This window comes from Brevibacterium sp. HMSC08F02 (genome assembly GCF_001807555.1).
GTDB classification, from domain to species: domain Bacteria; phylum Actinomycetota; class Actinomycetes; order Actinomycetales; family Brevibacteriaceae; genus Brevibacterium; species Brevibacterium ravenspurgense.
In genome coordinates this window covers 40,337-63,661 of sequence record NZ_KV789364.1, presented here as the reverse complement: position 1 = coordinate 63,661, position 23,325 = coordinate 40,337, and the positions used below count along the sequence as shown (strand labels likewise).

20 protein-coding genes and 1 tRNA gene are annotated in these 23,325 nt (G+C 62.5%); 9 read left to right on the top strand and 12 right to left on the bottom strand.

The genetic code is table 11. From position 1 onward, the window contains the following. Positions 1-384 precede the first annotated feature (384 nt). The 5 genes from HMPREF3172_RS08345 to HMPREF3172_RS08325 are packed head-to-tail and all read right to left on the bottom strand — an operon-like array spanning position 385 to position 5,174. Positions 385-1,614, bottom strand: a complete 1,230-nt coding sequence (locus tag HMPREF3172_RS08345; protein ID WP_070516740.1) for an aminotransferase class I/II-fold pyridoxal phosphate-dependent enzyme — start codon at positions 1,612-1,614, stop codon at positions 385-387. Next, positions 1,611-2,375 carry a histidinol-phosphatase gene (gene hisN, locus HMPREF3172_RS08340; protein WP_070516738.1) on the bottom strand — a complete coding sequence of 255 codons (765 nt, stop codon included), beginning with the start codon at positions 2,373-2,375 and terminating at the stop codon, positions 1,611-1,613. Before hisN ends, HMPREF3172_RS08345 begins: the two co-directional genes overlap by 4 nt. 23 nt (positions 2,376-2,398) lie before the next feature. After that, a complete protein-coding gene (gene rsgA, locus HMPREF3172_RS08335; protein ID WP_070516736.1) occupies positions 2,399-3,409 on the bottom strand; it encodes a ribosome small subunit-dependent GTPase A in 1,011 nt (336 codons plus the stop codon). Beyond that, a complete protein-coding gene (gene aroA / locus HMPREF3172_RS08330) occupies positions 3,409-4,704 on the bottom strand; it encodes a 3-phosphoshikimate 1-carboxyvinyltransferase (protein ID WP_070516734.1) in 1,296 nt (431 codons plus the stop codon). The genes rsgA and aroA overlap by 1 nt, the downstream gene beginning before the upstream one ends. Further along, complete coding sequence (locus HMPREF3172_RS08325) at positions 4,704-5,174, bottom strand: DoxX family protein (RefSeq protein ID WP_082784735.1); 471 nt, start codon at positions 5,172-5,174, stop codon at positions 4,704-4,706. Before HMPREF3172_RS08325 ends, aroA begins: the two co-directional genes overlap by 1 nt. Positions 5,175-5,316: 142 nt before the next feature. Here HMPREF3172_RS08325 and HMPREF3172_RS08320 point away from each other — a divergent pair, with 142 nt between their 5' ends. Both HMPREF3172_RS08320 and rsrA read left to right on the top strand, forming a co-directional pair. After that, on the top strand, positions 5,317-6,045 hold the full coding sequence (locus HMPREF3172_RS08320) for a sigma-70 family RNA polymerase sigma factor (protein ID WP_141741611.1): 729 nt from the start codon (positions 5,317-5,319) through the stop codon (positions 6,043-6,045). Beyond that, entirely contained in the window at positions 6,042-6,314 is a 273-nt protein-coding gene (rsrA, locus tag HMPREF3172_RS08315) for a mycothiol system anti-sigma-R factor (RefSeq protein ID WP_070516732.1), read from the top strand. The genes HMPREF3172_RS08320 and rsrA overlap by 4 nt, the downstream gene beginning before the upstream one ends. Before the next feature lie 133 nt (positions 6,315-6,447). Here the strand turns inward: rsrA and HMPREF3172_RS10775 are convergent, their stop codons facing one another. The 3 genes from HMPREF3172_RS10775 to HMPREF3172_RS08305 all read right to left on the bottom strand — a co-directional run bounded on the left by HMPREF3172_RS10775 (position 6,448) and on the right by HMPREF3172_RS08305 (position 10,928). Then, positions 6,448-6,528: a 50S ribosomal protein bL37 gene (locus tag HMPREF3172_RS10775; RefSeq protein ID WP_370919328.1), complete on the bottom strand. Its 81-nt coding sequence runs from the start codon at positions 6,526-6,528 to the stop codon at positions 6,448-6,450. A 78-nt stretch (positions 6,529-6,606) separates the two neighbouring features. Then, positions 6,607-7,215, bottom strand: coding sequence for a GDSL-type esterase/lipase family protein (locus HMPREF3172_RS08310; protein WP_070423722.1), 609 nt, complete (start codon positions 7,213-7,215; stop codon positions 6,607-6,609). Then, the gene (locus tag HMPREF3172_RS08305; RefSeq protein ID WP_070516731.1) at positions 7,212-10,928 is read right to left on the bottom strand and encodes a multifunctional oxoglutarate decarboxylase/oxoglutarate dehydrogenase thiamine pyrophosphate-binding subunit/dihydrolipoyllysine-residue succinyltransferase subunit; all 3,717 of its coding nucleotides are present in this window, start codon (positions 10,926-10,928) and stop codon (positions 7,212-7,214) included. The genes HMPREF3172_RS08310 and HMPREF3172_RS08305 overlap by 4 nt, the downstream gene beginning before the upstream one ends. A gap of 267 nt (positions 10,929-11,195) precedes the next feature. On the opposite strand from HMPREF3172_RS08305, the gene HMPREF3172_RS08295 reads away from it, so the two are divergent. The 4 genes from HMPREF3172_RS08295 (at position 11,196) to HMPREF3172_RS08280 (ending at position 14,771) form a co-directional block, all read left to right on the top strand. Beyond that, on the top strand, positions 11,196-12,503 hold the full coding sequence (locus HMPREF3172_RS08295) for a hemolysin family protein (protein ID WP_070516728.1): 1,308 nt from the start codon (positions 11,196-11,198) through the stop codon (positions 12,501-12,503). Beyond that, positions 12,500-13,549, top strand: coding sequence for a hemolysin family protein (locus HMPREF3172_RS08290; protein WP_070516727.1), 1,050 nt, complete (start codon positions 12,500-12,502; stop codon positions 13,547-13,549). Before HMPREF3172_RS08295 ends, HMPREF3172_RS08290 begins: the two co-directional genes overlap by 4 nt. Positions 13,550-13,704: 155 nt before the next feature. After that, positions 13,705-14,655 carry a M15 family metallopeptidase gene (locus tag HMPREF3172_RS08285; RefSeq protein WP_070516725.1) on the top strand — a complete coding sequence of 317 codons (951 nt, stop codon included), beginning with the start codon at positions 13,705-13,707 and terminating at the stop codon, positions 14,653-14,655. Between the two features lie 43 nt (positions 14,656-14,698). Then, positions 14,699-14,771: transfer RNA gene (locus HMPREF3172_RS08280), tRNA-Arg, on the top strand. A gap of 361 nt (positions 14,772-15,132) precedes the next feature. On the opposite strand, the gene HMPREF3172_RS08275 is transcribed toward HMPREF3172_RS08280, so the two are convergent. Genes HMPREF3172_RS08275 through arsB form a run of 4 tightly spaced genes read right to left on the bottom strand, consistent with a single transcriptional unit; the run spans position 15,133 to position 18,726 of the window. After that, a complete protein-coding gene (locus HMPREF3172_RS08275) occupies positions 15,133-16,191 on the bottom strand; it encodes an ArsO family NAD(P)H-dependent flavin-containing monooxygenase (protein ID WP_070516723.1) in 1,059 nt (352 codons plus the stop codon). Positions 16,192-16,202: 11 nt separating this feature from the next. Continuing rightward, the gene (locus HMPREF3172_RS08270; protein ID WP_070516722.1) at positions 16,203-16,613 is read right to left on the bottom strand and encodes an arsenate reductase ArsC; all 411 of its coding nucleotides are present in this window, start codon (positions 16,611-16,613) and stop codon (positions 16,203-16,205) included. Between the two features lie 20 nt (positions 16,614-16,633). Continuing rightward, a complete protein-coding gene (locus HMPREF3172_RS08265) occupies positions 16,634-17,635 on the bottom strand; it encodes a metalloregulator ArsR/SmtB family transcription factor (RefSeq protein ID WP_070516720.1) in 1,002 nt (333 codons plus the stop codon). Beyond that, positions 17,632-18,726 (bottom strand): ACR3 family arsenite efflux transporter, encoded by a 1,095-nt coding sequence (gene arsB / locus HMPREF3172_RS08260; protein WP_070516718.1) that lies wholly within the window; start codon positions 18,724-18,726, stop codon positions 17,632-17,634. The genes HMPREF3172_RS08265 and arsB overlap by 4 nt, the downstream gene beginning before the upstream one ends. 227 nt (positions 18,727-18,953) lie before the next feature. Here arsB and argS point away from each other — a divergent pair, with 227 nt between their 5' ends. The 3 genes from argS to HMPREF3172_RS08245 are packed head-to-tail and all read left to right on the top strand — an operon-like array spanning position 18,954 to position 23,322. Then, positions 18,954-20,591: an arginine--tRNA ligase gene (gene argS, locus HMPREF3172_RS08255; RefSeq protein WP_070516716.1), complete on the top strand. Its 1,638-nt coding sequence runs from the start codon at positions 18,954-18,956 to the stop codon at positions 20,589-20,591. Further along, complete coding sequence (lysA, locus tag HMPREF3172_RS08250) at positions 20,591-22,030, top strand: diaminopimelate decarboxylase (protein WP_070516715.1); 1,440 nt, start codon at positions 20,591-20,593, stop codon at positions 22,028-22,030. Before argS ends, lysA begins: the two co-directional genes overlap by 1 nt. Further along, positions 22,027-23,322, top strand: a complete 1,296-nt coding sequence (locus HMPREF3172_RS08245) for a homoserine dehydrogenase (RefSeq protein WP_062021737.1) — start codon at positions 22,027-22,029, stop codon at positions 23,320-23,322. Before lysA ends, HMPREF3172_RS08245 begins: the two co-directional genes overlap by 4 nt. The last annotated feature ends 3 nt before the right edge of the window (positions 23,323-23,325 follow it).

Sequence of the window (23,325 nt, the reverse complement as noted above, 5' to 3'; positions counted from 1 at the left end):
CGCGCTGCCGCGCTGCATTAAAGCGCAAATCTGCATTTACGCGTGAATCTGGGATGAAGGGGAGTCAACGCGGACTTGCGCAGGCTGGCACTGCTCCCCAGCACCCGAAAACTCCCGAGGTGGAAAGCAGGGGAGAGCGGCACCTCGGCAGGTGTGAACGGAAAGGGCCCCGGCACAGAAGTGTCGGGGCCCTCGTCGTGGTTGCTCAGCGCCGCTGCGGGCCGTTCTCACGCTTTAATGCAGATTTGCGCGCTGCCGCGCTGCATTAAAGCGCAAATCTGCATTTACGCGTGAATCTGGGGTGAGGCGGGGCGTACGCAGCTCAGGCGTACATCTGGGGTGAGGCGGGTCATCCACCCCCAGGCGCAGGCTCCGCCTTAACCCTCAGAGGTTCTGGAAAACGTCGAGGCTGCTGCGAATGCGTTCGGCTGCGTTCTCGACTTCCTCGGTTGACTTGCAGAAGCTGAAGCGAATGAAGCTGCGGAAGCGCTTCGCGGTTTCTGAACCCTCGCGGCACAGTGCTGTAGCCGGTATTCCCGTCACGCCGACTTTTCGGGTGAGCACGTCATTGACCGCCGTCGCGTCCTTGTCTGTCAGCTGCGAGAAATCGGCCAGCAGGAAGTACCCGGCCTGGGGTACATGGATCTGCATGCCCTGCACGTCTTCCAGCGCGCCCACGATGATTTCGCGGTTGTGCTGCAGAAGATCGCGGTTTTCCTTGGGGAACGACCATCCTTCGCCGATCGCCTGTGCGAGTGCCGCCTGGAGTGGATTGCCCACGGAGAACGTCATGTACTGCTGGATTGCCTGGCATGCCGCACGCACACGGGGAGAAGCAATGAGCCAGCCGATCTTCCACCCGGTGATGTTGAATGCCTTCCCGGCAGAAGAAACCGACACGATGCGCTCAGAATCCGGGTAGCGGGCGGCAATCGGCTGGTAGTCGGTGTTGTCGAATACCAGGTGTTCGTAGACCTCGTCGGTGAGGATCCATGCGTTCACGCGCTCGGCTGCTTCATAGATCCGGTCGAGAGCCTCGGCGGAGAACACGGTCCCGGTGGGGTTGTGGGGCGAATTGACCAGAATCATCGATGCGCCCTCGACTTCACGTTCGAAGGCCGCCCAATCCGGCTGCCAGCTGCCGTCAGCGGGCAGCAGGGGAACAGTGGCGAACTCGCCCCCGGCCATTGCGACAGCCGCAGGGTAGGAATCGAAGAACGGCTCAAAGGTCACAAGCTTCCCGCCGCGCGGCAGCAGCGCCATGATGGCGCTCGTCAGCCCCTGGGTCGCGCCCACTGTGATGAGCACCTGCTCGGGCTCAACCTTGTGCCCGTATTCGCGTTCCCGCTGAGTGCACACGGCCTCGATGAGATCGGGACGACCCTGTCCCGGCGGGTACTGGTTCTCGCCGTCCTTCATAGCGCGATTGACAGCGTCGAGCAGCGGTGTGGGAGCAGGAATGCCGGGGGCACCCTGGCCGAGGTTGACCGCTCCCTGTTCAGCGGCGAACTTCGTCATAACCCCGAAGATCGTTTCGGTGGGCTTGCCGTCAGCGTCCAGCAGTCCGGCGGCCCGGTTGACCTCTTCTGGCAGAGGGCTGAGCTCTAATGTCATGCGAGTTTCTCCAGGGCGGCTTGGTGCAGGTGTCCGTTCGATGCGACCGCATTGGGTCCAAACGGTCCCGGACGGCCGTCAACATCCGTGAAGACGCCGCCGGCTGCCTGCACGATGGGTACAAGGGCGGCCATGTCATACAGTTCGAGCTCAGGTTCTGCCGCGATGTCGACAGCACCTTCCGCTACGAGCATGTATGACCAGAAGTCACCATAGCCGCGCAGGCGCCACACCTGGTCTGTCAATGAAATAAAAGCGTCGCGGCGGCCAAGATCACGCCAACCGGACAGAGATGAGAAAGCCAGTGATGCATCGGCCAGTTCGTTGACTTCAGAAACGGAGATCTGTCGATCATCACCGTCAAACCTCAAGAAGGCGCCGCCGTCCGGGGTGCCCCACCAGCGGCGGCCGAGTGCCGGTGCGCTCACCATGCCCAAAAGGGGAGTGGCACCCTCGTACAGTCCGATGAGGGTGGCGTAGACCGGAACACCGCGGACAAAGTTCTTCGTCCCGTCGATGGGGTCGATGATCCAGCGGCGGGCGCTTTCACCGGAAGCGCCGAATTCTTCCCCGTACAGCGAATCATCGGGACGGTTGTCGACGATGATTTCGCGCAGGGCGTGTTCAACTGCGCGGTCAACGTCCGTCACGGGGGTCATGTCCGGCTTCTGCGAAACGCTGAAGTCCTGCGCGCGGAATGCAGGAAGCGACAGAGCGTCGGCTTTGTCAGCCAAATAGTGGGCAAGTTCGAGGTCGTCCATGCCCACCAGGCTAGTCGAACAGCTCAGTCAGTGCTGAGGCTGTCCAGAAGGCGGCGCAGCGAGTCCAGCCGCGCCAACCCACCCTGGCCTGCACGGCCGTCGGCGACCCACGTGTCGAGAGCACAGCCGGGGGAGTCTGCCTGGTGTTCGCAGCCGCGCGGGCAGTGTGCCGTTGCCGGGGCGAGGTCGGCAAACGCCGCGATGACGGTGTCCACGTCAACGTGCGCGAGGCCGAAGGAGCGCACACCCGGGGTGTCGATGATCCATCCGCCATCAGGCAGCGGCAGCGCCAGTGCGGAAGAGCTGGTGTGCCGGCCGCGCCCGGTGACCTGATTGACGTGGCCGGTGGCCCGGTCGGCCTCGGGGACGAGCGCGTTCATGAGCGTTGATTTGCCCACCCCGGAATGTCCGAGCAGCACACTGATCCTGTCGTGCAGACGTTCCGCGAGCTCCTCAGTCCTGGGCTGTCCGGAGTCATCAAATCCGCACGCGACGATCGGCACTCCCGCGTCTGCGAAGCGCTCGCGCAGAGCGTCGATCGGTGCGAGGTCAAGCTTGGTCACAGCGAGGATCGGTTCGATCTCGGCGTTGAAGGCAGCCGCAATCGCCCTGTCGATCAGCCCTTCCGAAGGCGCGGGATCAGCTGCGGCGGTGACGATGACCATCTGGTCGGCGTTGGCGACGATCACCCGTTCTGAGTCGTCATTGTCGTCGGCGCTGCGCCGCAGGATCGTCTTGCGGTCATCCAGCACGACAATGCGGGCCAAGGTTCCCTCGGTTCCCGAGGTGTCGCCCACCAACCTCACCCGGTCACCGGGGACCAGGGGAGTGCGCCTCAGGTGTGAGGCGCGGACACCCGTGACGCTGACACCCGTGTCGAGTCGGGTGCGGTAGCGGCCCCGGTCGACCGATGTGATCATCCCGCCGATCGCGTCGTCATAGCTGGGCAGCTCTTTTGTCCTCCGCCTCTTGCCTTTTCGGTTGGGGCGGGGGCGGTAGTCCTCTTCTGTGAAGTTCGTGTAGCGGCCTGCCATCAGCCGAAAGCCTCGTCCCACATTCGGGTGAATGCGGGCAGTGTTTTGCTGACGGTGTCAGGGTCGTTGATGACAAGCCCCGGTGTGACCAGGCCCAGTACGGCTCCGGCCATGACCATGCGGTGGTCTGCGTAGGTGTTCCAGCCGCGGTCGGCGATGGAACCGGCATCGGGAGCCGGTGGGCCGGTGATGGTGAGGGAATCCTCGCCTTCATCGACCGTGACGCCGAAGGCTGACAGTTCTGCTGCCAATGCGCTGAGCCTGTCGGTTTCGTGCCCGCGCAGGTGGCCGATCCCGGTGATTCGCGAGGTGCCACCGGCTGCCGCTGCCACTGCGGCGGTCACGGGGGTCAGTTCGCCGACGGATGACAGGTCGAGGTCTACCGGCTGCAGCTGCTTGGGTCCGCGGACCGTGAGTTCGCCGTCGATGAGTTCGCTTTCACCGCCGAAGGCTTCTGCGATGAACCGGAATTCATCACCTGCCTGCGTTGTGTGGTCAGGCCAGTTCGGGACGGCGACTTCGCCCCCGGTGACGAGTGCGGCCGCGAGGAAGGTGGCAGCGTTCGACAGATCAGGTTCAACCGTGATGTCCAGCGGTGCGATCGGGCCTGGGTGCACACGCCAGACATTCGGTTCAGGGGTATCGACCGTGACACCGGCAGCGCGCAGCGTTTCGACCGTCATGTCGATGTGCGGGACAGAGGGCAGGGAAGCACCCGTGTGGCGCACCGTGAGGCCCTCGGCAAAGCGCGGTGCCGCCAGCAGAAGTCCGGACACGAACTGGCTGGACTGACTGGCATCGATGTCGATGGACCCACCGCGGGGGACTGCGTCAACCGTCATGGTGAACGGCAGAGATTCGCTCTCAGAGCTGACATCCACCCCGAGCTCTCGGAGTGCAGACAGAACAGTGCCCATAGGGCGAACGCGGGCCTGCGCATCGCCGTCAAAGCGTGCTGAAACCCCGGCTGCGGCACTTGCGAATGGCACAAAGCGCATAACGGTGCCGGCCAGACCGCACTCGACCTCGGCGGGGGCATCTGGAACGCCTTCAATAGGCGTGATGCGCACAGCGTCACCGTCGTGCTCAACAGCACCGCCAAGAGCAATAACTGCATCGAGCATCAGCTGAGTATCACGAGAGATGAGCGGTGCCCGAAGAGTTGATGGCGCCTCGGCCAGCGCCGCCAGCACAAGCAGACGGTTGGTCAGCGATTTCGAACCGGGAACAGAAACACGAGCCCGCACCGGCTGAGAAACAGCGGGTGCGGGCCACGTGGTGAAAACGTCAGTCATCAGGAGTTCGGCGTAATGGCGTCCATTGCCTTAGCGGACTGCTTTTCGATGCTGTCCCACGCGCTCTCGGCAGCGTGGCGGGCACGCCATGCCAGGCTGGGACGGCCGGCCGTGTCGACAGCTGCCAGCAGAGCACCGCCGAGCAGTGAAGTCTTGGTGACCAGCGAGTTCTTCTTCTCTGCCTCACCGTCAAGCTGTTCTGCAACAACATCGATGAGGTAGGTGCTCACAAGCAGGCCGGCGGACAGGCGCGGCATCTTGCCGATTGCAAGCAGGCTGCCGGCGGCGATCTGCGCAACACCGGCACCGCGGGCAACGAGGTCGGGGCTGACCTGGACGTCAAACTTTTCATCCAGGAGGCGGGTCAGAGGGGCGATAGAAGCGGACTGGGGGCGGCGTGCCCGGCTGACGCCGTTGGCGATGAACGACGAGGCAAGCATGGGGCGGGCAATAAGCCGTACAAGAGACAAAGCTGCGTCCTTTCTTTCGAGAGCACTCCCAGCATATCGCCCACGAGCGCAATCGGCAGAGTCGGTCGCTCCGCGGCGCCGCCTCGGAATAGTTGCCCATGACAAGCCGTTGTGTTCAGTGAACAGATCGAGAGGAGACCGCATGGTTCTGTGCAAAGAGCGACAGACATCGGCCGAGGCCGCGGCGACCGGTGCGTCAGGCACCCGGACAGCCGACTTCCCAGAGGCCCCACATCACGGCGACGTAGCATTGACCGTGATGAGTGAACCGATTGATCTTGAACGCGAAACGGACGAAGAGCGCTCAACGCGCTTCGAAGCCGACGCCCTGCAGTACGTCAACCAGCTGTACGCGGCCGCCATGCGCATGACCCGCAACCCCGCAGACGCTGAAGACCTCGTCCAAGAGGCGTATTTGAAGGCATACGCGGCCTTCCACCAGTACAAGCCCGGAACCAACCTCAAAGCGTGGCTCTACCGGATTCTGACGAACACGTTCATCAACAACTATCGGAAGAAACAGCGTCAGCCGCTGGAATCCAGTGATGACGACATTCAGGACTGGCAGCTGCACCGGGCAGCCAGCCACACCTCGGACCAGGGGCGTTCGGCCGAGCTCGAAGCTCTCGACCAAATGCCCGACTCCGACGTCAAAGAGGCACTGGCCAGCCTGCAGGATGACTTCCGGATGGTGGTGTACTACGCGGACGTCGAAGGTCTCCCGTACAAGGAAATCGCCGAAATCATGGACACACCAATCGGCACCGTGATGTCCCGTCTGCACCGTGGACGCCGTCAGCTGCGAGACAAGCTCGCTGACTACGCGGCGGAGCGGGGCATCGGCACAGCGAAGACGGAGGCGAAGAAATGACAGGGACAAATCGCTGGAGTTCGTGTCGCATGGAAAGCCTGGAGCGCATCTACGGCTACCTCGACGGTGAGCTCGGACCCGAAGCCTGCCAGGCAATCGAAGCGCATCTGCGCGACTGCGAAGAATGCTCTGACGAATACCAAATCGAATCGATGCTCAAGGAGCTCGTGCGCCGCTCGTGCAACTGCGACGTCGCACCGGAAGGGCTCGCTGATCGCATCCGCGCCAGGATCACGGTCGAACGCACCCAGATCCACTGGCAGGGCTGAGCCGTCGTCACCGTCGAATGACAGGCAGTACCGAATGACAGACTGCACGGCTGGCTGAAGTCAGCAGACAAACAAGAAGGGCGTGATGGTGATTAACACCATCACGCCCTTTGCGTCTATACGAGACCGAGGATCAGCGACCTGCGTTGGGGCGCTTGCCGTGGTTAGCGGGCTTGTTCCTGCGGTCCTTGCGCTTACGTCCGCGCTTGCTCATAATGATCTCCTCCTGGTCAACTACGGTATTCTTTCACACTGTTGCGCTCACGCCAAATAATGTGAGCTGCACCTCGTGTCAGCCGGTGACGTCGTCGACGCCCAGCCACTCAAACCAGCCGCGGTTGAGCACCAGCCATGACAACAGCCCGTAGCCTTCCTGACCGGGCAGACCTTCGCTCGATGTGGCAAGTTCTCGCTGCCAGACAGCGTGGTCTGCCAGGGGAGTGAAGCAGTCGACGTACGGGATGCTGCGGCGCAGCGCGACTTCCGAAAAACCGCGGTTGAGCTCTTCGATCTGACGGTTTTCGCTCTGACTGCGCCCGGGGGTCGGCCCGACAACGAATGCGGAGTATCCGCGGCTGAGGGCCTGGTCGAGGATATTGGCCAGGTTCAGACGGGATCGTGCCGTAGAAATTCCCGCGGCGATGTCTCCGCAGCCTGGCGCAAGCACCAGTCGCTTGTCGTCGTCATCGCCGTACCGGAGCTCGGCCTCTGCGATGCAGCGGTCGGCAAACTGTGCGGAGTCTTCGCTCGGGGCAGCCAGAGTGTAGAACCTGGCGTTTTCGAGCGCTGGGTGCGTGCGAACAGCCACCCGGCCAACCCAGCCCAGTGCACGACCGTCGCCGTGGCCGGCAACCAGGTGGTCACCGGCCACGACGATCGATGTGCGCCTCTTCGGGGTCACTTATCGAAAACCCGCTTGATGACTTCGGCCTGTTCGTAGTCGTGAACCTTCTTCAGACCGGTAGCCGGGGCCGCCGAGGATGCGCGGCTGACGGGGCGCAGGGTGCGGCCGTCGAGCACGGGGTCCAGGTGCAGGGCCATAAACGGGTAAGCACCCTGGTTCTCCGGTTCTTCCTGAGCCCACACGATTTCGGCATCCGCCGGGTAGGCGCTGAGCACGTCCTTCACCGCGTCGGTGTCGAGCGGGTACAGCTGCTCCATGCGGACAATCGCCGTGGTCTCGTCGTTGCGCTTGCTGCGTTCGGCAACCAGGTCCCAGTAGAACTTGCCGGCGACAAGTACCACGCGGTTGACCTTGGAAGCGTCGACGGTCGTGTCCGGGATGATCGGCTCGAAGCGGCCCGAGGTGAACTGCTCGACGTCCGTGGCAGCTGCCTTGAGGCGCAGCATGGACTTAGGTGTGAAGATCACCAGCGGGCGTTTGTTCTCGGTGTGTGCGTGACGGCGCAGCAGGTGGAAGTGCGAAGCGCCGTTAGACGGGTAGGCAACCGTCATGTTGTTCTCTGCGCACAGCTGGAGGAAGCGCTCGATGCGGGCCGAGGAGTGGTCCGGGCCCTGGCCTTCGTAGCCGTGGGGCAGCAGGAGGACAACACCGGAAAGCTGTTCCCACTTCTGTTCCGAGGACGCGATGTATTCGTCGATGATCGACTGTGCACCCTGCGCGAAGTCACCGAACTGGGCTTCCCACAGCACGAGGGCCTTCTTGTTCTCTACGGCATAGCCGTATTCGAAGCCCATGGCCGCGTACTCGCTCAGCAGGGAGTTATAGACCCAGAAGCGAGCCTGCTCGTCGGTGAGGTTGGCAAGCGGCGTCCACTCGTTGCCGTTGTCGTGGTCGATCAGGACCGCGTGGCGCTGAGTGAATGTACCGCGGCGGGAGTCCTGACCGGCAAGGCGGACCGGGATGCCCTCCATGAGGACCGAACCGAAGGCCAGCAGCTCCGCGAAGCCCCAGTCGATGCCGCCGGAGCGGGACATTTCCTGACGCTTCTTGAGCAGGCTGCGCAGCTTCTTGTGGACTTCGAAGTCTTCGGGAACGTCAACGTGTGCGTCACCGATCTTTTCGACGATGTCTTTCGAAACTGCGGTTTCGACTTCGGTGCCGAAGTCGCTCGGTTCGATGTCGATCTTCTGCGGGAAGCCGGCGTCGGCGCCTGCGGACTTCTCGGCTTCCTTCGTTTCTTCGAAGGCAGCTTCGAGCTTGTTCTGGTAGTCCTTGACGACTTCGGAGACCTGTTCGTCGCTGATGAATTTACGGCCGACAAGCGATTCGGTGTAGAGCTTGCGCACCGAAGCCTTCTTGTCGATCAGCGAGTACATGACCGGCTGGGTCATCGACGGGTCGTCGCCCTCGTTGTGGCCGCGGCGGCGGTAGCACACGAGGTCGATGAAGATGTCGCGGTGGAACGTCTGGCGGAATTCGAATGCCAGGCGGGCAGCGCGGAAGACGGCTTCGGGGTCATCGCCGTTGACGTGGATGACCGGGGCCGAAATCGACTTGGCGACGTCGGTTGAGTAGAACGACGAGCGAGCCGATGCCGGCGGGGTGGTGAAGCCGACCTGGTTGTTGATGACCACGTGGATCGTGCCGCCGGTGCGGTAGCCGCGCAGTTCGGACTGCTGAATGGTTTCGAAGGCCACACCCTGACCTGCGACAGCGGCATCACCGTGGACGAGGATCGGCAGAACGCCGAAGCCCTCTTCGCCGTGGTCGAGTTCGTCCTGCTTGGCGCGCACAATGCCGCCGAGGACGGGGTTGACGGTTTCGAGGTGGCTGGGGTTTGCAGCAACCGACACCTTGGTGGTGTTTCCGGCGGGCGAGGTGAAGGAGCCGTCCATGCCCAGGTGGTACTTGACGTCGCCGGAGCCCTGGAAGGATTCGGGCGACTGCACGCCGTCGAATTCGCGGAAGATCTGTGCGTAGGACTTGCCCGCGATGTTCGTCAGCACGTTGAGGCGGCCGCGGTGGGCCATGCCGATGGCGACTTCTTCCAGACCTGCGTCAGCTGCTTCGTTGGCGATTTCGTCCAGCAGGACGATGGTCGATTCGCCGCCTTCGAGCGAGAAGCGCTTCTGGCCGATGTACTTGGTCTGCAAGAAGGTCTCGAAAGCCTCTGCCGCGTTGAGACGGCCCAGGATGTGGCCCTGTTCTTCGCGGGTGAGCTCTTCGTGGGGGATTTCGATCTTCGACTGGAACCAGCGGCGCTGCTCCGGGTCGGCGATGTGCATGTATTCGTAGCCGGTCGTGCGGCAGTAGGCGTCGCGCAGCAGGCCGAGGATGTCGCGCAGGGGCATGACGGGCTTGCCGCCGAATCCGCCGGTTGCGAAGGAGCGCTCGAGGTCCCACAGGGTGAGGTCGTGGTTGTTGATGTCGAGGTCCGGGTGCGTGCGCTGGCGGTAGACCAGGGGGTCGATGTTCGCCATGAGGTGACCGCGCGTGCGGTACGAGTCGATGAGCTCGATGACGCGGGCGGTCTTGTTGACATCGTCGGTGTCGGATGCATCGAGGTCGGGCATCCAGCGGACCGGTTCGTAGGGCAGCTGGAGGGACTCGAAGATTTCGTCGTAGAAGCCGTCGCCGCCCAGCAGGTACTCGTGGACGAGCTTGAGGAACTCACCCGAGCCCGCACCCTGGATGACGCGGTGGTCGTAGGTCGAGGACAGGGTGACGACCTTGGAGACGGCCAGGCGGTTGATGGTCTCCTGGCTTGCGCCCTGGAATTCTGCCGGGTAGTTCATTGCGCCGACGCCGACGATGGCGCCCTGGCCGCGCATGAGGCGGGGGACGGACATCATGGTGCCGATGCCGCCGGGGTTGGTCAGCGACACGGTGGTGCCGGCGAAGTCCTCAGCACCGAGCTTGCCGTTGCGGCCGCGTTCCACGAGGTCGTCGTAGGCGGCCATGAATTCGCGGAATGTCAGGGTGTCAGCAGCCTTGACGTTGGGTACGAGCAGCATGCGGGTGCCGTCGGGCCGGGGAACGTCGATCGCAAGACCGAAGTTCACGTGGGCCGGCTGCACCATTGCGGGCTTGCCGTCCTGTTCGTCGTAGTAGACGTTCTGGGTGGGCATGGCCTTGAGTGCCCTGATCACGGCGAAGCCGATGATGTGGGTGAAGGAGACCTTGCCGCCGCGGGTGCGCTTGAGGTGCGAGTTGATGACGATGCGGTTGTCGATCATCGCCTTGGCGGGAAGCTGGCGGTAGGACGTTGCGGTGGGGACGTTGATGGAGTCGTCCATGTTGACGGCAACGGCCTTGGCCGGTCCGCGCAGTTTCGTGACCTTGTCTTCGGCGTCCTGGGGTGCCGAGGCGGACTTCTGCGCGCTGCCGGCTGCAGACTTCTTGGAGGCGGCGGTCTTGGATTCGGCCTTCGGGGTTTCCGCTTCCGTCGACGAAGGGGTTACGCCCTTGGACGACGTCGAGCTCTTCTTCTGTGTGCTCTGCGAAGATGCGGCGGGGGCCTTCTTCTGCGGGGCCGTCTTCTGTGCGGCAGGGGCCGAATCGCTGCTCTGAGCTTCGTACTTTTCGAAGACCGGCCACCAGGCCTTGTCTACTGAGTTCTTGTCTTTCAGGTACTGCTCGTAGAGCTCCTCAACCAGCCATTCGTTCGAGCCGAAGTCTTCGGCCGTGATGGTCGGGTTCGATTCAGACACGGCGCTGATCGCCTTCTTCCTAAGCTTCGGTGGGTACAACGACGTCGCGAACCAGTCTAGCCAATTGAACCGGCAGTATCCCGCATGGTTTCAATTTCGGCTGTGTCATCTGTCACCTTGCCCTTTGCGGGGCTGGCTCCCTGTGCGGTTGCCGTGTCATTTCCTGCTTGCTGTTCGCTACGATGGTCTCATGAAATATGCCAGTTTCGGCCCGGCGTTGACCGTCGGGCTCATTCGCGCCTCGGAGATGTTCGGGGTTGTTCTGTAGTGGAGTGGCTGTATCTGGGCTTGGCCCTCCTCATGATCGTCGGCACGGGCTATTTTGTGGCCGGCGAATTTTCTCTCCTGACGCTCGATCGGCACGATGTCGACAAAGCGCTTGCCGAAGGGCAGCGCGGCGCCAAGTACCTCGATCTTGGCCTGAAGCATCTGTCGACCCAGCTGTCTGCTGCGCAGGTCGGCATTACGCTCACGACCCTTTTGACGGGCTACTTGATGGAGCCGTCGGTCGGCGTGATTCTCCGACGCCTTTTCGGTGCGTTTGACCTTCCAGCTGCCGCCTCGCTGTCTCTGTCGCTTGTTCTTGCGCTCATCATTTCGACGTTCTTGTCGATGGTGATCGGTGAGCTTGTGCCGAAGAACATGGCCATTGCCTCTCCGATGGCGGCAGCGAAGATCGCTGTTCCGTTTCAGTATTTCTTTTCGGTTGTCTTCAAGCCGGTTATTGCGTTCCTCAACGGGTCGGCGAATAAGGCGCTGCTCTCTATGGGAATTGAGCCGCAGGAAGAGTCTTCAGCGGGTCGGTCGGCTGACGAACTGACCGCGCTTGTTCGGCACTCTGCTGACGAAGGCGCAATTGATGAGCAGACTGCCGACCTCGTGGCCCGCACTCTGAGCTTTTCTGAACTCACCGCAGAGGACATCATGACTCCGCGCACGCGCATGGTGTCTGTCAATAAGGACTCCACTGCTGCCGACATCATCGCGCAGGCACGCTCGACTGGCTTTTCGCGTTTCCCGGTGGCGGGGGACTCGCGCGATGACATCGTCGGCGTTGTGCATGTCAAGCACGCGATCGCCGTTCCCTTCAGCAAGCGTGAGGACGCCTACGCCGGTGGTCTTATGTCGGAGCTGCGCGAGGTGCCTGACACTTTGGAACTGGAGCCTCTCCTCCTGCTTCTGAGGCAGGAAGGGAACCAGGTTGCCGTCATCATTGACGAATACGGGGGCACTGCTGGTCTTGTGACGCTGGAAGACGTGGTCGAGGAGCTTGTCGGCGAAGTCGCGGATGAGCACGACCGACTGCGCGTTATGGTTCGGCCCGCTCGTGACGGCTCGTGGATCGTGCCGGGCATGATGCGTCCGGACGAGGTGGTGGAGGCCACCGGTATGGAGATTCCCTCGGACCCTGACTACGAGACCATGGCCGGACTCGTTCTCTATCGCTTGGGTGAAATTCCCAAGGTCGGTGCGCGCCTCAGCATTGACGGCGCTGACCTTGTGGTCGAGCGGATGATGGGGCACCGGATTGAGCGTCTGCGCATGATCCCCGACTATTCGAGGACGACGCTGTGAACGACTGGTTGGGACTTCTGTGGCTTGTCATCCTCATTTTGGGCAATGCCTTCTTTGTGGCTGCTGAATTCAGCGTTGTGTCGGCACGTCGATCGCAGATTGAGCCCTTGGCTGATCAGGGGCGTCGCTCGGCTAAGACCGCGCTGTACGCGATGGAACACGTGTCTCTTATGCTGGCAATCTGCCAGCTGGGCATTACGGTCTGCTCCCTAATGCTCGGCAACGTTGCTGAGCCGGCTATTCATCACCTCTTGGCGGGTCCGCTCGAGTGGATGAAGATTCCTCCGGCCGCCGCGAGTGCCATCGGCTTCGCGATTGCGCTCTCCATCGTGACGTTCTTGCACGTGGTCGTCGGCGAAATGATTCCGAAGAACATTGCCTTGGCAGAAGCAAAGCATGCGGTGCTGCTTCTGACACCGCCGCTGGTGGTGTTGGCGAAGATCTTCGGCTTTGTCATCCATCCGCTCAACGCTTTCTCCAATGCGCTGCTGAAGCTGTGCGGAATCACTCCGCGCGATGATGTCAATGCTGCCTACACAGTCGAAGAAGTCCAGGCGATCGTCGCCGAATCCAAACGCGAAGGTCTGTTGGCCGACGAAGGCGGGCTGCTCAAGGGAGCTTTGGAGTTCTCGGACAAAAAGGCCTCCGATGTCATGGTTCCCATTCAGAAGGTCGTCACTGTCGCAGCAGATGTGACTCCGGAGCGGATTTCCAGCCTGGTGGGGCAGAAGGGCTTTTCGCGGTTCATTGTGCTCGGTGCTGATGGCGCGCCCGATGGCTACCTTCACGTCAAGGACATCCTCTATGTCGAGGACGAAGTCGACTATGAAAAGCCCGTGCCCTCGAAGCGCTTCCGTTCGCTTGTCACGATTTCGGCTGATGACGAAATCGAAGATGCTCTGCAGCGCATGCAGGAAGCCGGCAATCATGTCGGCTGCGTCATGAGTGCAAAGGGCAAGCCGGTCGGCGTGCTGTTCCTTGAGGATGTGCTCGAGGAGCTCGTGGGTGAGGTTCACGATGCAATGCAGCGCGAGTCGGCCAGCTGATGAGGATGTGAAGTGCGTCTCGGCGGTGATCTGCCTGTGATCAACACACTCGTTGCGTAACAGAATTGTGAAGATCGTTATTGGTCGTTACACTGCTGTAACATCGAGTGCCGTCGATGACGGTGCATCCGTGAATGTTTTTCTGAGGGAGGATCGTGGACGCAGGATCGAACGGCCAGCCCATGCGCCGACGCGACATTCGCCGCGCAGAGAAGCGCTCTGCACGTCGCGCCAAGTTCAGCTTTATGCGCCGCTCCGAGGCCGCACCTCCAGTTGCTGAAGTGCATACTTCCGAAACAGCCCTTGCGCCGGCCGTCACCGCTCCTGTTGCCGCCGCCACTGTTCGCGGATCCGACGGTTCTCGTCTCCGCGCCTACCGTATGCGCCGCCGCCTTGCCGGTTCGTCTGTCGCTGCAGTCGCAGCACTCGGCGTGATCGGCGGTGGCTTCGCTGTCATGAGCTCCAGCCTGGGGTCGTCTGCCTACGCAAAGGCTGAAGCGTCCGGCGATGCACCGGACGGTCTGCGCGCAGAAGCCGTTGACGGTGCCGGCGGTCAGGGCGGCGATTCGACCTCAGGTCAGGACAGCAGCCTGTCCGGCGGTGTTCTGAGCTCTGAGGGCGGCAAGGCCCACGCGGCTTCGCGCACCATTGAGCGCACTGCGCTTCCAGGCTGTTCCGGTGAAGCGCCGACTGGCGAAGCCAAGAACGGCGAGCTTCCGGATGACTGGATGTGCAAGATCGGCAAGGGCGGGCACAAGCTCCGCGCTGACGCAGCAGTCGCCTTTGCTCAGATGAACGCCGCCTACAAGGCGGACACCGGCAAAGAACTCGAGGTCACCGACAGCTACCGTCCCATCGGATCGCAGCAGGCAGTTGCCGCTTCCAAGCCCGGACTTGCTGCCAAGCCCGGCACCTCGATGCACGGTTGGGGCATTGCCGTTGACTTCGGCGGTGGCGCCGAAACTGCCAGCGGCCAGCAGTACGACTGGCTTGTCGCTCACGCAGGCGAGTACGGCTGGGAAAACCCCGATTGGGCTAAGTCCAGCAAGTACGAGCCGTGGCACTGGGAGTATGTGCCGGCTCGCAAAATGATCAAGGGTCACTGATCCTTTCGGCTTTCTGACGCGTGATACAGTTGGAGAGCTTTTCGCCCGCGTAGCTCAGTGGATAGAGCGTCTGCCTCCGGAGCAGAAGGTCGTAGGTTCGAATCCTGTCGCGGGCACAAGATAAGGTCCCTGATCTAACGGAAACGTTGATCAGGGACCTTCTTCATGCCTGTCTCTAAGGGGGCGTGTGTGCACTGAGGGGCGCAATATTCAACGGGCCGCCGGCTGCATGGGGCTGCCCAAGGGATGATGGGCTCATGCGCATCGACGAGTTCTTCCAGGAGTCGCTCGTCGCTGTGGCCGGACCCGCTTGAGCCGGTCTGCTGGGCGGATATCCTGCTATGGCAATTGTGATGGCAGTACTGCTCTTTGGTGCCGGTGGGCTGATAACTCGATCCTGATGTCAGGTTCCAGGGCTGTCCCGTCCACTGTAGCGCCAGCCGAAGCAGTACTCGATTGGTATTGGCATCGCGGCAGCTACTGTGCTTGAGTGCTTCGCACGTATTCGCTCACGTCCGCGACCGCAGACTCCGCTGTGCGGGCGGCACCGATGATGGTCGCGGAGGAAAACCCCGTCCAATCGCCATACCCCAACAGGTGCAGACCAGGAACATCGATGCTTCGAGTTCCCGTGGTGACTGGATGCCCGTTCTCCCAGGTCAATTCGAGACCCTCGAGATGCTTGAGGTGTGGTTTGAAGCCGGTGCACCAGATGATGGCATCACAGCTGTACTCACTGCCGTCGGCCCACGAAACCCCAGCCGAGGTCAATCGCTCGAACATCGGCGAGGCGCTCAAGCTGCCACGATCGCGTGCAGCCCGAACGGGCGGGACCATGACGATATCGCCAAGCCCCGACACGCCATCGTGGTCGCGCCCGGCCCGCTGGGCCGCCTCGCGGGCGGTGGCAACATCGAAGAGCACTCGTCCATCGACGTCATCAGGCATGAACCGTGGTCGGCGCTGCGTCACCCACAGTGTCTGCGCCACGGTCGAGACTTCCGAGACGATCTGGGCGGCGGAGTTCCCACCGCCGACGATGACGACCCGTTGGTCGGTGTAGTCCTCGGGCGAATCGTATTCAACGGTGTGCAGCTGTCGTCCCGTGAAATCCTCACAGCCCGGATAGTGAGGGACATAGGGGCGTTGCCATGTTCCGGTGGCGCTGATGACCGCCGTGGTCTCCAGGGTGCCGGAATCGGTATCGACGAACAGCTGCCCCCGGTCCTGGCAGACATTGCTGACGTGGACCGGGCGTTTAACGGGTAGATCGTAACGGTCTTCGTACCGGGTCAGGTAGTCAACGACATGATCGGCGGTGGGAAAGGACTCGCCCTTCTGCGCAGGCATCGGCCAGCCTGGCAGTGGACTGTATTCGGCGGGTGAAAACAGACGCAACGACTGCCACCCGTGCTGCCAGGCTCCGCCGGGGCCGGCGTGGTTATCGAGAATCACGAATTCGAGACCTGCTCTGCGAAGAAAATATCCAGCGGCGAGGCCGGCCTGCCCGCCGCCGATGACTACGACATCAGTCATCCGGTGCCCCCTCAATCTTGACTGAGTAAGTCAGCCACGAGTGCCTCGATGCGGGTCTTGATGTCGTCGCGGATCAGGCGAACCGCTTCGATGCCCTGGCCTGCTGGGTCATCGAGTTCCCAGTCCTCGTAGCGCTTTCCCGGGAAGAAGGGGCATGGGTCGCCACAGCCCATGGTGATGACCGCGTCTGAGCCCTGCACAGCCTCGTCTGTGAGAACTTTCGGCTGCTCGGCGGAGATGTCGATGCCGTCTTCGCTCATCGCCTCGACCGCGATGGGGTTGATGTGTTCGGCCGGGACGGATCCTGCTGAGCGGACTTCAATGCGGTTGCCCGCATAATGGCGCAGGTAGCCGGCTGCCATTTGGGAACGGCCAGCGTTGTGGACGCACACGAATAAGACAGAGGGTTTGTGGTCAGTCATAGGGGCGGTCTCTCTTTCGATCAGCTGGTAAGGGAATCAAGTAGGGCCTGGACCCGGGTCGCAAGATCGTCGCGGATGAGTGTCGCTGTTTCAGGAGAGGCCAGTGCTGGGTCGGCGACTGCCCAATCCTCGTAGCGCAGCCCGGGCACGATGGGGCAGACGTCGCCGCAGCCCATCGTGATCACGACATCAGCCGCACGAATCGCGTCATCGGTCAACGGCTTTGGGAACAGTTCCCCAACGTTCTCTCCGCCCAGGTTGCTGATGAGTTCGGCGACGTTCGGGTTGATTCCGGCCGCGGGAGTCGAACCTGCGGAGCGGGCGATGACCTTACCTCCGGATAAGTGACGTGTCAGGGCCGCGGCGAGTTGGGACCGGCCTGCATTGGCGACACAGATGAAGAGGACCTGCGGAGGTGCGCTGGCTCGGTCCCGGGTGATGTCAGCCAAGCGCTGCTTCGCGAAGCGCTCGGTCAAGGGGATGAGGCAGTGAGTGGTTTTCGCCGATCGAGCGAGCGCTGTGTAGGAATCGCGCACGATGCCGGTGACGGTCTCTGGTGACACACCAGCCGACGTTGCCGACAGGTCTGCGGCCAAACGGCTGATGCGGGCATCGACGTCGACGGCACTGCCCACCATTGTTGCCTCGGGCGGCGGGTTTGGTGCGATGACGGCGGGGGCGAACCCCTCCAGCAGAGCGCTCACAGCGGCCTGGCGACCAGCGGCAATCGAGTACCAGACCCAGGTGCCGCGACGTTGAGAGTCAAGCAGCCCCACTGTCTTCAGCACTTTCAAGTGATGAGAGACAGTTGGCTGAGAAACATCGGCAAGCTCTGCAAGGTCGCAGACACATGACTCTCCACGCGGATCAGTGCTGATCGCTGAGAGCATCCGCAGCCGCAGAGGGTCAGCGAGTGCCTTGAGTGTGCCGGCAAGCGTCGTCGCGACGTCGAGAGCGATGGCGTGGGACGGGTCGGGGGCACACGGTTCATCGGCAGTCGGGGTCATAGTGGTTTCAGTCATGACGAGCTCGACTCCGTGGCGTAGGGGTCAGTGCGGAACCATGCCTTCGCGGCCCAGAGTGAGACATAGACGAGGCCGATCAGCACAGGAACCTCAATGAGGGGGCCGACGACTCCAGCCAGGGCCTGTCCGCTGGCAGCGCCGAAGGTGCCGATGGCGACGGCAATCGCGAGTTCGAAGTTGTTGCCCGCTGCCGTAAACGCCAGTGTTGTGGATCGAGCGTATCCAAGACCGAGGCTCTTACCGAGCAGGAGGCCGGCGAACCACATCAGCGAGAAGTAGACCAGCAATGGCAGTGCGATTCGAGCGACGTCCAACGGTTGACTGGTGATCTGCTCGCCCTGGAGCGCGAAGAGCAGCACGATCGTAAACAACAGGCCGTAGAGCGCCCACGGCCCCACTCGGGGAATGAACTTCTCTTCGTACCACTGACGGCCGCGACGTTTCTCGCCGATCCACCGTGAGGCGAATCCGGCGATCAGGGGGACGCCGAGGAAGACGAGCACGTTGAGAGCGATCTGGCCCATTGACACGTCCAGGCCCTGTGTATCAAGTCCCAACCACGTGGGCAGGACAGTGAGGTAGAACCAGCCGAGGACTGAGAACATGACCACCTGGAAGATCGAGTTGATCGCGACCAGCACAGCGGTTGCCTCTCGGTCACCGCAGGCGAGGTCGTTCCAGATCACGACCATGGCAATACAGCGGGCCAGGCCGACGATGATCAATCCTGTGCGGTATTCGGGGAGGTCTGGCAGGAACGTCCAGGCCAGAGTGAACATCACGGCGGGCCCGACCAACCAGTTGAGGATCAATGACGAGATCAGCAGCTTCTTATCGCCGGTTACATCGGCGACCTTGTCATAGCGGACTTTAGCGAGGACGGGGTACATCATGACCAGCAAGCCAAGGGCGATGGGTACTGAGATGTCACCGACTTCCAAATGGGAAAGAAGCTCAGAGACCCCTGGGATCAGCCGGCCGAGGAGGAGGCCCGCGATCATGGCCAGGCCGATCCAGGCCGGCAGCCACTTATCCAGTGTCGACAGGCGTGCGGGTGTTGTCTGCTGTGTGGTGGTGTCTGCAGTCATGCCGGGAGCTCCTTGATCTTGAATCGACACGTATCTATATTGACGCATATCGATATAGGAGGCAATTGTCCGACCGGCCCCGGGTTTCCAAGACGCCGGGGAACGCAAAGCCCCTCCAGAAGCAGGCTCGCTCCGGGGTGCCCCAAGAGTGAGGCGCGCTCGCGGCTGAGTCTGTGCCGCGGCACCTGGTTGGCCGCATTGGACGCGCGCGTAATATCGTTGACCCTGTGACTCCGGAAGATCTCAAAGCAGCAATTGAACAGGCCATTCAGACCCTGGCCGACGAAGGCCTAAACCTTACGGTTCCCGACAAGCTCACGGTCGAGCGACCCAAGAACCGCGACCACGGCGACTGGGCGGCCAACACGGCCCTTCAGCTTGCCAAACAAGCGGGAGTTCCACCTCGGGAACTTGCTGAAAAAATCGCTGAACAGCTGCGTGCAAATCCCGGTGTCGACACCGTGGACGTTGCGGGCCCCGGTTTCCTCAACATCACCCTCAACAAGGCGGCTGCCGGCCAACTGGCCCTCGACATCGTCAAGGCAGGCAGCTCCTACGGACACTCTGACGCCCTGGCCGGAGATCCGGTCAACATGGAGTTTGTGTCAGCCAACCCGACCGGCCCGCTCCACCTGGGACACACCCGCTGGGCCGCCGTCGGCGACGCTCTGACGCGCGTCCTGCGAGCCGCAGGGGCAGATGTGACCGCCGAGTACTACATCAACGACTTCGGCTCCCAGATGGACACATTTGCCGGCAGCGTCCTGGCGCGCCTTCGCGGACAGGATGTCCCAGAGGGCGGCTACCCCGGCCAGTACGTGCAGGCAATCGCAGATGCCCTGCTTGAGCGCCACCCCGAATGGGCCGACAGTGCTGATGCCGACATCTACGACCAGCTGCGCGCGGAAGCCTACGAACTGCAGTTGGCTGACATCAAAGACACGCTCACCGCATTCGGCGTTGACTTCGACGTGTTCTTCTCCGAAAAGAGCCTCCACGACGAAGGCAAGGTCGCCGATGCCGTGGCCCGCCTGCGCGAACAGGGCCACATCTTTGACGAGGACGGTGCAGTGTGGCTGCGCACCACGGACTTCGGCGACGACAAGAACCGGGTGCTCGTCCGCGCTGACGGCAATCCCACCTACTTTGCCGCTGACGCCGCCTACTACCTGTCCAAGAAGGACCGCGGCTTTGCCAAGAAGATCTACCTGCTGGGTGCGGACCACCACGGCTATGTGGGTCGCCTCAAAGCCCTAGCGGCAACCGCCGGCGATGACCCGAACGAGAACATCGAGATCCTCATCGGGCAGCTTATCAGCGTCAACGGCGCGCGTCTGTCCAAGCGGGCCGGCAACATCATCGAACTGCGCGACCTCATCGAATGGCTCGGCGCAGATGCGCTGCGCTACTCGCTGGCGCGCATCCCCACCGATTCGCCGCTCACGCTCGACCCCGAGGTTCTGCGCTCAGCGTCGAACGACAACCCCGTTTACTACGTGCAGTACGCCCACGCACGGGCCTGCAGTGTGGAACGCCGGGCGGTCGAGGCGGGGGTAGAGCAGGCTCCTGTCGATCCGGCAACGCTGACCGATCCGACCGAAGCGGTCCTGCTGTCGGCACTCGCCGACTTCCCGCGCGTCGTGACCGACTCTGCAAAGCTGCGTGAACCGCACCGGGTTGCCCGCTACCTCGAATCGCTCGCCGGCAGCTTCCACAAGTGGTATGACGCCTGCCGCGTTGTGCCGCGCACAGACGAAGAGCTCGCTGCCGTCCACGGCACACGCCTGGTGCTTGACCGTGCGACCAAAACCGTGCTCGCCAACGGACTGCGCATGCTCGGAGTCTCAGCCCCGGAGAAGATGTAATGCCAGCTCACCCTTCAGGCGTTCTGCACGCCGGACCGTCGCCGGTCTGGTTGCCGGTGCCCTCTGACGTCAATGAACTCATGGCATCGCTGTGGTCGCGCAACACCGTCAAGAACTCCGAAGGCGTTCTGGAAGTCGCAGGCGTTCCCGTCGCACAGCTTGCCGAGCGCTTCGGCAGCCCGCTGTACGTGCTCGATGTAGACGACTTCCGCCACCGTGCCCACAGTTTTGTCGAAGAGTTCAGCGCGGCTTTCGCCGCCCAGGGCATGGAAGCCCGTGCCTACTACGCCGGCAAAGCTTTTCTGTGCACCGCAGTTGCTCGCTGGGCACACGAAGAGGGCCTGGGCGTTGACACGTGCTCGCTTGGCGAAATGCGGACAGCTCAGGCCGCCGGTGTTCCCGCCCAAGCAGTGGGCCTGCACGGCAACAACAAATCCGATGACGAAATTGCCATGGCCCTGGACTGGGGCATCGGTCGGATCGTCATCGACTCGCTTGACGAAATCGAACGCGTCTCGCAGGCTGCCGCGGAACGCGGCATCACCGCACCCGTCATGCTGCGGTTGACCGTTGGGGTTGAAGCACACACGCACAGCTTCATCGCAACAGCACACGAAGACCAGAAGTTCGGTCTGTCCATCAGCGGGGGAGCGGCAGACCAAGCCGCCCGTGCTGTCATTGCCGACCCCCACCTCGAGTTCGTCGGCCTGCACAGTCACATCGGCTCCCAGATCTTTGAAAAAGACGGCTTTGCCCTCGCAGCCCGCAAGATCATTGAGTTCTCTGCCCGTCTGCGCGAAGACACCGGTTTCGTCGTTCCCGAAATCGACCTGGGCGGCGGTTTTGGCATCCGCTACACATCGCAGGACAAACCCGTCTCCTTTGCGCAGATGGCCGGTCTGCTGGCCGCCGCGGTTGCAGAAGAATGCGACGACGCGGACTTCCCGCGCCCGGCAGTGTCCTTTGAACCGGGACGGGCGATTGTCGGACAGGCCGTGTTCTCGCTCTACACCGCTGGAACCATAAAAGAAGTCGAAACCGGGTCCGGCATCCGTACTTATGTGTCAGTAGACGGCGGAATGAGCGACAACATTCGGACCGCTCTGTACGATGCCGATTATTCGTGCACACTGGCCTCACGGTCATCCGATGCCAAGGCGACTGTTGTCCGCGTGGTGGGCAAACACTGCGAGAGCGGCGACATCGTGGTCCGCGATGAGTACCTGCCCGCTGACATCAGCCGGGGAGACCTCATCGCAGTCCCCGGCACGGGTGCCTACTGCAGGCCTCTGTCCTCGAATTACAACCACGTACCGCGCCCCGGTGTCGTCGCCGTCGAAGACGGGCAAGCCGAGTGGGTGGTGCTGCCCGAGACCTACGAACAGATGTTTGCATCGGATCCCGGCTTCGCCCGGGCCAATGAGAACGGAGAAAAATGAGCGCCCAGCCTCTTAAGGTAGCCCTGCTCGGAGCGGGAACCGTCGGCAGCGAAGTCGCCGACGCGATCCTCAACCGGGCTGACAGCTTCACCGAGCGCATTGGAAGCCCGCTTGAGCTCATGTCCGTCGGTGTGCGCGACACTTCGAAGTCCCGTCCCGGCATTCCGGCCGAGCTCATCACAGACGATCTCGACAAGACAATTGAAGGAGCCGACATCGTCGTCGAGCTCATGGGGGGCATCGAACCCGCCCGCGAGCTGCTGATCAAGGCGCTGGACTCCGGTGCTTCGGTCGTCACCGCCAACAAAGCGCTGCTGGCCAAGCACTCCGGCGAGCTCTTCGCCGCCGCCGACAAGGCCAAGGTGCGCCTTGAATACGAAGCTGCCGTAGCAGGCGCCATCCCCATCATCCGCCCCGTAGGCGATTCGCTGGCCGGTGACCGCATCACCCGCGTGCTCGGGATCGTCAACGGCACCACGAACTTCATCCTCGACGCGATGGAAGCCAAGGGCTGGGAGTACGAACACGCGCTGAAGACCGCTCAGGAACTCGGCTATGCAGAAGCTGATCCGACGGCAGATGTCGGCGGCCATGACGCTGCTGCCAAGGCCGCGATTCTGGCTTCGCTGGCATTCCACAGCTCCGTGAGCATCGATGACGTCCACGTTGAGGGTATTGAGAACATCACCGCGGACATGATCTCGACCGCGGCCAGCCAGGGCTTCACCATCAAGCTTCTGGCCATCTGCGAAAGCATCCCGGGCGCCGGAATCTCGGCGCGCGTCTACCCGGCGCTGATCCCGGCAGACCACGCTCTGGCCAGCGTGGGCGGGGCGTTCAACGCCGTGTTCGTCGAAGCTGAATCCGCCGGTGAGCTCATGTTCTACGGCCAGGGAGCCGGGGGAGCCCCGACATCGTCCGCAGTGCTCGGCGACCTCGTGTCGGTTGCGCGCCGCAAGGTGCTCGGCGGCGCCGGCCAGTACCGGAAGCTCGAAGGCGATTCGCAGCCGATCGTCCCGATCGACGACATCACCACCCGCTACCACATCACACTGGCCGTGCAAGACCGCCCGGGCGTGCTGCACACCGTCACCGAGGTCTTCCTCGACCAAGAGGTGTCCATCAAGCTGGTCGAACAGACCAGCCTGGACAATGCGGCTGACCCGCGCGCCAAGCTCGTGGTGGCAACACACAGTGCAAGCGAATCCGCGCTGGCGACGACCGTGGAGCGGCTGCGCGCGCTCGACGTGGTCGATGACGTTGTGTCGATTCTGCGCATCGAAGGACAGTGAGAA

Coding starts and splice junctions, on each gene's coding strand:
- HMPREF3172_RS08345 (WP_070516740.1), bottom strand. CDS start 1,614: ATGACATTAGAGCTCAGCCCTCTGCCAGAAGAGGTCAACCGGGCCGCC.
- hisN (WP_070516738.1), bottom strand. CDS start 2,375: ATGGACGACCTCGAACTTGCCCACTATTTGGCTGACAAAGCCGACGCT.
- rsgA (WP_070516736.1), bottom strand. CDS start 3,409: ATGGCAGGCCGCTACACGAACTTCACAGAAGAGGACTACCGCCCCCGC.
- aroA (WP_070516734.1), bottom strand. CDS start 4,704: ATGACTGACGTTTTCACCACGTGGCCCGCACCCGCTGTTTCTCAGCCG.
- HMPREF3172_RS08320 (WP_141741611.1), top strand. CDS start 5,317: ATGGTTCTGTGCAAAGAGCGACAGACATCGGCCGAGGCCGCGGCGACC.
- rsrA (WP_070516732.1), top strand. CDS start 6,042: ATGACAGGGACAAATCGCTGGAGTTCGTGTCGCATGGAAAGCCTGGAG.
- HMPREF3172_RS10775 (WP_370919328.1), bottom strand. CDS start 6,528: ATGAGCAAGCGCGGACGTAAGCGCAAGGACCGCAGGAACAAGCCCGCT.
- HMPREF3172_RS08275 (WP_070516723.1), bottom strand. CDS start 16,191: ATGACTGATGTCGTAGTCATCGGCGGCGGGCAGGCCGGCCTCGCCGCT.
- HMPREF3172_RS08270 (WP_070516722.1), bottom strand. CDS start 16,613: ATGACTGACCACAAACCCTCTGTCTTATTCGTGTGCGTCCACAACGCT.
- HMPREF3172_RS08265 (WP_070516720.1), bottom strand. CDS start 17,635: ATGACTGAAACCACTATGACCCCGACTGCCGATGAACCGTGTGCCCCC.
- arsB (WP_070516718.1), bottom strand. CDS start 18,726: ATGACTGCAGACACCACCACACAGCAGACAACACCCGCACGCCTGTCG.
- lysA (WP_070516715.1), top strand. CDS start 20,591: ATGCCAGCTCACCCTTCAGGCGTTCTGCACGCCGGACCGTCGCCGGTC.
- HMPREF3172_RS08245 (WP_062021737.1), top strand. CDS start 22,027: ATGAGCGCCCAGCCTCTTAAGGTAGCCCTGCTCGGAGCGGGAACCGTC.